General features: G+C 59.9%; 6 protein-coding genes. 5 read left to right on the top strand and 1 reads right to left on the bottom strand.

All coding sequences use genetic code 11. From position 1 onward, the window contains the following. Positions 1 to 190 precede the first annotated feature (190 nt). The 3 genes from B2W96_RS09405 (at position 191) to B2W96_RS09395 (ending at position 2843) form a co-directional block, all read left to right on the top strand. Entirely contained in the window at positions 191 to 820 is a 630-nt protein-coding gene (locus B2W96_RS09405; RefSeq protein WP_293010032.1) for an MBL fold metallo-hydrolase, read from the top strand. 65 nt (positions 821 to 885) lie between these two features. Beyond that, positions 886 to 1428: a DUF6512 family protein gene (locus B2W96_RS09400; RefSeq protein ID WP_293010031.1), complete on the top strand. Its 543-nt coding sequence runs from the start codon at positions 886 to 888 to the stop codon at positions 1426 to 1428. Between the two features lie 227 nt (positions 1429 to 1655). Further along, the gene (locus B2W96_RS09395; RefSeq protein WP_293010030.1) at positions 1656 to 2843 is read left to right on the top strand and encodes a toxic anion resistance protein; all 1188 of its coding nucleotides are present in this window, start codon (positions 1656 to 1658) and stop codon (positions 2841 to 2843) included. On the opposite strand, the gene B2W96_RS09390 is transcribed toward B2W96_RS09395, so the two are convergent. Then, on the bottom strand, positions 2840 to 3097 hold the full coding sequence (locus B2W96_RS09390; protein ID WP_293010029.1) for a hypothetical protein: 258 nt from the start codon (positions 3095 to 3097) through the stop codon (positions 2840 to 2842). The genes B2W96_RS09395 and B2W96_RS09390 overlap by 4 nt on opposite strands. A 71-nt stretch (positions 3098 to 3168) precedes the next feature. Here B2W96_RS09390 and B2W96_RS09385 point away from each other — a divergent pair, with 71 nt between their 5' ends. Further along, entirely contained in the window at positions 3169 to 3414 is a 246-nt protein-coding gene (locus B2W96_RS09385; protein ID WP_293010028.1) for a helix-turn-helix domain-containing protein, read from the top strand. A gap of 75 nt (positions 3415 to 3489) precedes the next feature. Continuing rightward, on the top strand, positions 3490 to 5399 hold a 1910-nt coding region (locus tag B2W96_RS09380; RefSeq protein ID WP_293010027.1), incomplete at its 3' end, for an FtsW/RodA/SpoVE family cell cycle protein.

Raw genomic sequence — 5399 nt, 5'->3', positions numbered from 1 at the left:
CTTTTGGTGCGTCGCAAGCGGAAGACGCAGCCCAAAAAGGAAGCGCCTGCGCCGGAAACACAGGATGACAAACCGGAATAAATCCTGTATAATGTTCCAAAAGCGGATATTTACATCAGTTCCCCGCATCTGACCCGCGGCGCGGCGCGTCTGCGGGGACAGGTCCGCAAACGAAACAGGAGGGATTTTTATGACCGCCACATGGCTGGGCCACGCCTGCTTCCTTTTGGAGCAGGACGGCTATCGTATCGTCGTCGATCCCTATACCGGCGTTCCCGGTTATCCGGCACTGGAACTGGAGGCCCATGGGGTTTATTGCAGCCACGGACATTTTGACCACAGCTACACGGATGGAGTAAAGTTGCTGCCGGGGCGGGAGAGTCCCTTTTCCGTGGAGGAGGTCCCCGCATTTCACGACGGGGAGGAGGGGGCCCTCCGGGGAGAAAACACCATCCGCGTCTTTTCGGCAGGAGACGTTCGGGTCTGCCATCTGGGAGATTTGGGCCATCTGCTCTCGGAAAAGCAGGCGGAGGCCATCGGCAGGTGCGACGTGCTGCTGGTCCCCGTGGGCGGGACCTTCACCGTGGACGCAGCCGGGGCAAAGGCCGTGTGCGATACTCTGTGGCCCCGGATAGTGATCCCCATGCATTACCGCCACGCGCCTTTCGGACTTGAAAAGGTTTCCGGCGTGGAGGACTTTTTGGCGCTGTGGCCTCAAGAGGCCGTGCAGCGTCTTCCGGGAAGCTCCTTTACGTACCTTGCCAAGGAGGGCGGGGAAACAGCCGTGCCCGTGGTTCTGGTTCCAAAATATCCCGCCTGAGCGCATAGTTTTGCCGCCTTTGCGCACACTGTTTTCAAATGCGGATTTGGAATGGAGGCGGAGATATGGGCGTTGCGGCGCGGCGGCGGCAGTGGTACTTGGCGCTGGGGGACTTTCTTTTTACCGTGGCGGCGGGGGCGGCGCTGCATTTTCTCTGGGGCTGGACGGGGGGAAACCGCATTGCGGCGGCGTTTTGCTCCGTGAACGAATCGGTTTGGGAGCACATGAAGCTGCTGTTTTTTCCGGCCTTCCTTCTCTCCATGGCAGAGGTCTGGCTGCGGGACTCCCGAAACTTTCTGGCGGTGCGGGGCGTTTCCCTCTGGATTGGGACGGCACTGATTCCTGTGCTGTATTACACGTACAGCGGAATTGTGGGATTCCATACGCTGTGGGCAGATATCGCCGTGTTTCTGGTTTCGGCGGCGGCGGTATTTTTGCTGGATTGGCGCCTTGGAAGAACAGGGCGATTTACCTCCGGCTGGCAGCAGGCGGCAGGCCTTGCGGCGCTGTGGGCGCTGGCGCTGTTGTTTGTGCTGTGGACCTATCGCCCGCCCAGACTGCCCTTGTTTTGGGACGCGGCGGCGGGCGTATACGGGCTTGCGTCGTGAATGAATTGTAAACACCCCCTGAAACGGCGCGTTTCAGGGGGCTTTCTCTTGACCGAGGCGTTTGGACGGGAGTATAATAAACCGATTGAAGATTCAGGGCCGGGGCTGGACGGAGGGGCTTTTATAAGCCCGCAGCAAGGTTCCTGTCCTTACATTGCATGGGCGGGAGGACAGGCCCCGGCCGCGAGAGCCGCAAAGCGGCAAATAAACACTTGGAGGAAGAAAACATGGCTGATGAGATTGGAAAAATGCCCGAGCTGACGCTGGAATCGACCACGGCTGCGGTGCAGGCCGTTCCGGAGCTGACCATAGAGAGCGGGGCTGCTTCCGCACCTGTCGCTCCCGCCGCTCCCGCGCCCAAGCCGGAGGCGGAGCCCGTCCGGCTGGACGAAAGCCTTTTAAACGAACAGGAGAAGAAGGCTGTGGAGGAATTCTCCAAAAAAATCGACCTGACGGATTCCAATATGATTTTGCAGTATGGCGCGGCGGCGCAGAAAAACGTGGCGGGCTTTTCCGAAAACGCGCTGAGTTCCGTGAAAACCAAGGATCTGGGCGACGTGGGCAAGTCCCTTTCCTCGCTGGTGGCCGAGCTGCGGGGCTTTGGCGAGGAAGAGGAGAAAAAGGGCCTGTTCGGCGTGTTTAAAAAGGCCGGGAACAAAATGGAGACGATGAAGGCTCAATATTCCAAGGTGGAGACGAATGTGGAGCGCATCGCCCGGGAGCTGGAGCAGCATCAGATTGTCCTGCTGAAGGACGTGGCTATGCTGGACCAGATGTATGAGCTGAACCTGAAATATTACAAGGAGCTCACCATGTACATTCTGGCGGGGAAGAAAAAGCTTGCCGGCTATCGGGCCGGAGAGCTGGAGGCGCTGCGCAAAAAAGCGGAGGCCACCGGCACGCAGGAGGACGCGCAGACGTACAACGACCGGGTGCAGATGTGCGAGCGGTTTGAAAAGAAGCTCCACGATTTGGAGCTGACCCGCATGATTTCCGTGCAGATGGGGCCGCAGACCCGCCTTTTGCAAAACAACGATACGCTGATGGTGGAGAAGATCCAGTCTTCTCTGGTGAATACCATCCCCTTGTGGAAGTCCCAGATGGTGCTGTCCCTGGGGCTGGAGCACTCCCGTCAGGCCACCGCAGCCCAGTCCGCCGTGACCGACACCACCAATCAGCTTTTGAAGAAGAACGCGGATATGCTGAAAATGGGCACCGTGGCCGCCGCCAAAGAGGCGGAGCGGTCCATTGTGGACATCGAGACCCTTCAGCACACCAATCAGCAGTTGATTTCTACGCTGGACGAGGTGATGACCGTTCAGCGGGAGAGCGCGGCAAGGCGCAGGGCCGCCGAGGTGGAGCTTGGCCGCATCGAGGGAGAACTGAAGCAAAAGCTGATGGAGCTGCGCGGCTAACCTGCGCCAAGCATGACGCGGCAGACGGAAAAGCCTGTTTGGAACATGGCCTCCAGCTCCAGCGTGCGCTGCTGCTCCAGCGTTTCGAGATAGACCCGGAGCGCGGCGCGCTGAGGCTCGGCGAGGGTTTGGTCAAGCTTGTCCAGTCCCCGTTGGAGGGGGAGGTCCAAGTCACGGTATTCGTCGGTGCAAAGACGGGCCGTGAAGCGGGTATTCAGGGCGCAATCATAGATGCAGCGCATAATATCATTCATAAATATCATCCTCTGTTTACTAGATGTTTGAATATTAACATACATAATACTTGTATGTCAAGAGGTGAAGCATGAAAATTCTTGCAACGCGGCTAAAGGACCTGAGAGAGGGGCGCAGGATTTATCAGCGGGAGATGGCGGAGATGCTGGGCCTGTCCATGCGGGGCTATCAGAGCTATGAGACGAACACCAGCGAGCCGAAGCTGGAGACGCTGGTGCTTCTTGCGGATTATTTCAATGTGTCCGTGGATTATCTTCTGGGCCGGACGGACGTGCCAAGTATGCGAAAAAAGTCGACCCGGGAAAAGCAGGACTGAAAGAAACCGGAAAGGCTGCGAGGTCTGCAAAAGCAGCAAATGATGCCCTTAGGGGAGTAGAAAGGAGGCGGTGAGATGGCCGGCCTGCAATCCATACTGGATGCTGTGACGGCGGCGCTTGCCGCCGTGCCCATGGCGGGCGCGTGGTTTTCCGCCGTGGTTCGGTTTTTGTTCCCTGTGCTGGCGGTGCTGATTTTATCCCGGGCCATCCGGGGGCTTTTGCGTATCCCCCACACACCGGAAACATGGGCCCAACTGAGCCTGCCCAACGGCACGGCGCTTCCCCTGACGCATTGGGAAAACATTTTGGGCCGGAGCAAAACGGCGGACGTGATTTTAAACTATCCCAGCATCTCCCGCCAGCACGCGGCATTGTGCCGGGACGAGGCGGGGGACTGGACGCTGTATGACCTCAGCTCTAAGGGCGGCACGCAGCTGAATGGCGAGGTGGTGACCGATTCCGCCCCTGTGCGGGTGGGGGACACCGTGGGCCTTGGCGGCGTGCCCCTGCTCTTCCTGCCCCAGACCGTGGGCGAGCGGGAGGAGACGGAGCGGCGGCGGCAGGCGGAGCGGCCCGCCGCCGTGTGGCCCTCGTTTCTGTGGCTGACGGTGTTTCAGGTTTTGGCGTGTCTTCAGTTGATTGTCGCGGCGGGAGAGAAGGCCACGGTGGCCCTGCCCCTGAGCTTTCTGGGGCTGACAGTGGTGATGTGGATTTACTACATCGCCCTGCGGGCCACGAAATGCGTGGGCTTTGAGATGGAGACCATCGCGTTTTTCCTGTCCACCCTGTCCCTTTCCGTCACCGCGTCCTCCGCGCCGGGGTCGCTGCTCAAGCAGTTTATCGCCGTTGTGCTGGGTCTGGGGCTGTTTCTGGCGCTGGGGCTTGCATTGCGGGACTTGAGCCGGGTGCAGAAGCTTCGGTGGATTTCCGCAGCGGTGGCCATGGGCCTTTTGGGCGTGACGCTGGTGCTGGGCAGCCGGGTGTTTGGCGCGAAAAACTGGATTATTCTGGGGCCATTCTCTATTCAGCCCTCGGAAATTGCGAAAATATTTTACATTTTTGCCGGGTCCGCCACGCTGGAGCGCCTGTTCCGTAGGCGAAACCTGACGCTGTTCATCGTCCTAACCGGGGTCTGCATCGGTTGTCTGGGACTGATGAGCGATTTTGGAACCGCCGCCGTCTTTTTCGTCACGTTTTTGGTGATTGCCTATCTCCGCTCCGGCGACTTTGCCACGCTGGGGCTGATTTGCGGCGGGGCGGTGTTCGGCGCGGGACTGATTGTGCAGTTCAAGCCGTATATCCTCAGCCGGTTTGCCACTTGGGGCCACGCTTGGCAAAACGCGTCGGTGGGCGCGGCCTATCAGCAGACCCGCACCATGTCCGCCGCCGCCAGCGGCGGCCTTGTAGGCATGGGGGCCGGAAGAGGCTGGCTTTACAAAATTCCGGCGGGGGACACGGATTTGGTATTCGGCATGCTGTGTGAAGAGTGGGGGCTGATTGTGGCGGTGCTGGCCATTGCCTCCATCGTGACGCTGGCGGTCTTTGCCGTGCGGGCGTGCCGGGTGGGCCGGTCCAGCTTTTATGTCATCGCTGCCTGCGCCGCCGGGTCGCTGATGGTGTTTCAGACCTGCCTGAACGTGTTTGGTTCTGTGGACCTGCTGCCCCTGACGGGGGTGACGCTGCCTTTCGTGTCCAACGGCGGGTCTGCCATGCTGTCGGCATGGGGATTGCTGGCTTTCCTAAAGGCCACGGACACCCGAGAAAACGCCAGCTTTGCCATCCAGCGCGGGCCGGGCAAGCGCCTGACAGAGGAAGCCCGCCGCCGGACAGAGCCGGTGCGGGAGGATGAATTTCGCCGGGGGTCTGTCGGGGAAGATGAAGCGTCCGGGTCTGCGGGGGATCATAAACGTTCCAGACCGGGACGCGGCCCGCAGAATGAGTCGGCAGGGACGGGATTTGCGCAGGAGGATAACTTTCTGAAGCC

Origin of the sequence: Oscillibacter sp. UBA6647, from assembly GCA_002455655.1 — a bacterium.
GTDB lineage: Bacteria > Bacillota > Clostridia > Oscillospirales > Oscillospiraceae > Oscillibacter.
This window is presented reverse-complemented; position numbering and strand designations above follow the sequence as displayed.